This is a genomic window from Acidovorax sp. KPB24-07 (assembly GCF_057543315.1).
The window spans coordinates 1-4,101 of record NZ_BAAJYS010000309.1; the positions used below are offsets into that span (position 1 = coordinate 1).

The 4,101-nt window shown below is 70.4% G+C and carries 2 protein-coding genes and 1 pseudogene; 2 read left to right on the top strand and 1 reads right to left on the bottom strand.

The window, feature by feature from the left end; translation table 11 throughout:
- Together AC27IQ_RS19890 and AC27IQ_RS19895 are read left to right on the top strand one after the other, a co-directional pair.
- A partial coding sequence (locus tag AC27IQ_RS19890) for an efflux RND transporter periplasmic adaptor subunit (RefSeq protein WP_487090512.1) occupies positions 1-715 on the top strand: 715 nt, incomplete at its 5' end.
- Positions 712-3,822 carry an efflux RND transporter permease subunit gene (locus AC27IQ_RS19895; protein WP_487090514.1) on the top strand — a complete coding sequence of 1,037 codons (3,111 nt, stop codon included), beginning with the start codon at positions 712-714 and terminating at the stop codon, positions 3,820-3,822. The genes AC27IQ_RS19890 and AC27IQ_RS19895, both read left to right, overlap by 4 nt.
- Before the next feature lie 84 nt (positions 3,823-3,906).
- Here the strand turns inward: AC27IQ_RS19895 and AC27IQ_RS19900 are convergent.
- A pseudogene (locus AC27IQ_RS19900) lies at positions 3,907-4,101 on the bottom strand (methyl-accepting chemotaxis protein); the annotation flags it as partial.

A 4,101-nucleotide genomic window follows, 5' to 3' on the forward strand; every position in this document is an offset into this window, starting at 1 on the left:
AGTGGCCCGCGCCGCCGCGCGCACCAGCCTCTACGGCGGCGGCAACGCAGTGAACCAGCAGCTCGCGCTCACGGCCGGCATGGCGGGCGTGGTGGTGGAGCGCAACCTCAATCCTGGCCAGGAGGTGCGGCCCGACCAGTCCGGCCCCGGCAACCCGGCGCTGTTCGTGGTGACCGACCCCGCCTCGCTGTGGGTGCAGATCGACGCGCGCGAGGGCGACCTGGCCTCGCTGCGCCCCGGCGACAGCTTCACGCTGCAGGTACCCGCCTACCCCGAGGCCACCTTCACCGGCCGCGTGACCGCCGCGGCCGACGCGATCGACCCCGGCACGCGCACGCTCAAGGTGCGCGGCGTGGTGCCCAATGCCGACCGGCGCCTGAAGGCCGAGATGCTGGCCACCGTGCACGTGCAGGAAAGCCGCGAGAGTGGGGTCGTCATCCCCGCCGCCGCCGTCACCTTGAACGGCACGCAGCACACCGTGTACGTGCAGCGCGAGCCCGGCGTGTTCGAGCCGCGCAAGGTGGTGCTGGGCTACGAAGGCCCGCGCGAGGTGGTCGTCTCCCGCGGGCTGGAAGCCGGCGAGAAGGTGGTGGCCGAGAACGTGCTGCTGCTGGCCCGCCAGTTCCAGGCCGCCGAGGAAGACGCGCCCGCACCGGTACCCGGCGCGCCCGCCAGCCCGGCGGGCGGCAAGGCGGAAGGGACGGCCAAGCCATGAGGCGCCTCATCCACTACGCGCTGCACCAGCCGCTGTTCATCGTGCTGGGCACGGTGCTGTTCGCCCTGGCGGGATTCATCTCGTTCAAGAACCTGTCCGTCGAGGCCTTTCCCGACGTCACGGACACCCAGGTGACGGTGATCGCCCTGTACCCGGGCCGAGCGCCCGAGGAAGTCGAAAAGCAGGTCACCCTGCCCATCGAGACGGCCCTGGCGGGCCTGCCCAATTCGATCCGCGTGTTCTCGCACACGCAGTTCGGCCTCTCGTTCAGCGTGGTCACATACGACGACGCGGCCAACACCAACATCGTGCGCCAGCAGGTGGCCGAGCGGCTGTCCAGCATCGACCTGCCGCCCGGCGTGCAGGCCGAGATCGCGCCCAACGCCACGCCGGTGGGCGAGATCATGCGCTACCGCCTGAAGGGCGACGGCCTGTCGACCACCGACATCCGCACCGTGGAGGACTGGACGGTGGAGCGCGCGCTGCGCCAGGTGCCCGGCGTGGCCGACGTCGTGGCCATGGGCGGCTCGATCAAGCAGTACGAGGTGCAGCCCGACATGGACCGGCTGCGCGCGTACAAGGTCACGTTCCAGAACCTGCTGGACGCGCTGGGCCGGGGCAACGCCAACGCCGGCGGCAGCTACGTGGCGCAAGGCGCGCAGCAGTACACCATCCGCGGGCTGGGCCTGCTGCGCTCGGCCGACGACATCGGCCGCATCGTGGTGGCCTCGCGCAACGGCACGCCCGTGCTGATCCGCGACATCGGCCAGGTCAAGATCGGCGCCGTGCCGCGCCTGGGCGTGGTCGGCCAGGACCTGGACGACGACGTGGTCACCGGCATCGTCGTGATGCGCAAGGGCGAGAACCCGAGCGTGGTGCTCAAGGGCGTGAAGGACCGCATCGCCGAACTGAACGCGCGCGGCCTGCCGCCGGGCGTGCAGATCGTGCCGTTCTACGACCGCACCTGGCTCATGGACAAGACGCTCACCACCGTGTTCCACAACCTCGTGGAAGGCGCGCTGCTGGTGGCGCTGGTGCTGTACATCTTCCTGTCCAACCTGCGCGCCAGCCTGGCCGTGGTGGTGGTCATTCCGCTGGCCCTGCTCTCGACCTTCATGGGCCTCAAGATCATGGGCGTGCCGGCCAACCTGCTGAGCCTGGGCGCCATGGACTTCGGCATCATCGTGGACGGCGCGGTGATCGTGATCGAGAACATCATGCACCGCCTGGCCGAGCGCGGCGAGGACATGGACGACCGCGACCGGCGCGACACCATCATCGAGGCCGCCGGCGAAGTGGGCCGGCCCACGCTGTTTTCGATGCTCATCATCATCGCGGCGCACATCCCCATCTTCGCGCTGCAGCGCCACGAAGGCCGCATCTTCCAGCCCATGGCGCTGTCGGTCTCGGCCGCGCTCGTCGGCTCGCTGATCTTCTCGCTCACCCTGGTGCCGCTGCTGGCCTACTGGATGCTGCGCAGGAAGCTGCCGCACGGCGACAACCGCGTGGTCACCCTCGCCAAGCGCGCCTACGCCCCGGTGCTGGACTGGGCCCTGGCCCGCCGCCGCACGGTGGTGGTGATCGCGCTGGCCGTGTTCGGCCTGGCGCTGGTGGCCGCCTCGCGCCTGGGCTCGGAGTTCCTGCCCGAGCTGGACGAGGGCACCACCTGGGTCAACTTCACCCTCTCGCCCAACGTCTCCACCGACGAGGCGGCGCGCGTGCTGCGCATGGCCCGCAAGGCCCTGCTGAGCGTGCCCGAGGTGCGCACCACGGTCTCCAAGGCCGGCCAGCCCGAGGACGGCACCGACCCCAAGACCATCTCCATGGCCGAGATCTTCGTGGACGTGAAGCCCGAGGACCAATGGCGCCCCGGCATGACGCGCGAGAAGATCACCGAGGAGATGGGCCGCGCGCTGTCGGCCATCCCCGGCATCGACCCCGCGTTCTCGCAGCCCATCCGCGACAACGTGCTGGAGTCGATCTCGCAGATCAAGGGCCAGATCGTCATCAAGCTCGCGGGCGACGACCTGGTGGAGATGAAGCGCATCACCGACGAGATCGCACGCGAGATCAAGCAGGTGCAGGGCGTGGCCCGCGCCGAGATCGACCGAGACGGCCAGGTGCCGCAGCTGCTGCTGGACATCGACCGCGACCGCGCCGCGCGCTACGGCCTGAACGTGGGCGACATCCAGGACGTGATCGAGGCCGCCCTCGCCGGCAAGGCCGCCACCAGCCTGTGGGAGGGCGAGCGCAAGTTCGCCGTGGCCGTGCGCCTGCCCAAGGACGAACGCGTGATCTCCAACCTGCCACGCACCCCCATCGCCACGCCCGACGGCGGCTACGTGCAACTGGGCGACGTGGTGCACATCCGCGAGGGCACGGGCGCCATGAACATCGCCCGCGAGGCCGGGCGCCGCACCACGGCCATCGGCATCTTCATCGCGGGCCGCGACATGGGCTCGGTGGTGGCCGACATGAAGGCCCGCGTGGAAAAGAACGTCAAGATCCCGTCCAACTACCAGGTCAACTGGTCGGGCGAGTTCGAGAACCAGGAGCGCGCGATGAAGCGCCTGTCGGTGGTGGTGCCCATCTCGCTGCTGCTGATCTTCGTGCTGCTGTTCGACGCCTTCAAGTCGTTCAAGATGGCCTCGCTGATCCTCATCAACGTGCCGCTGGCGCTCATCGGCGGGTTCATCGCGCTGTGGGTGTTCGGCATCCCGCTGTCGGTGTCGGCCGCCATCGGCTTCATCGCGCTGTCGGGCCAGGCGGTGCTCAACGGGGTGGTGATGCTGTCGGTGTTCCAGCAGCTGCAGTCGGGCGGCATGGCCGTGGTCGATGCCGTGCGCCAGGGCTCCATGCAGCGCCTGCGCACCGTGCTGATGACCGCCATGCTGGCCATGCTGGGCCTCCTGCCCATGGCCCTGTCGCACGAGATCGGCTCGGAGACGCAGCGGCCCCTGGCCATCGTGGTGATCGGCGGGCTGGTGACGGCGACGCTGCTGACGCTGGTGGTGCTGCCGGCGCTGTATGTGGCGTGGTTCGGGCCGCGCAAGGGCCGTGCCGGTGAACCCTCGCCCGGCGGCGAGCCCCCCAGGGCGTTGACCTGAGAAGCCCCCCGGCCGCGCCGGCACGGCGCTGGCCGGGGAGGCTGGGGAACAGGAGGGGCCGGGAGGACCAGCCCTCCCGCCGGGTCAACCCCCGGTGAGCTGCGGCCGCACCAGGCCGCTGGAGGCAGGCAGGCCCTGCAGCGCCGCATCAGCGTGCACCGAGGCGTAGGCCTGCCCGTCGGCCAGATGGAACTGCTGCACCACCTGCGAAAGGCGCGCGGCCTGCTCGCGCAGCGATTCGGCGGCGGCGGCGGATTGCTCCACCAGCGCGGCGTTCTG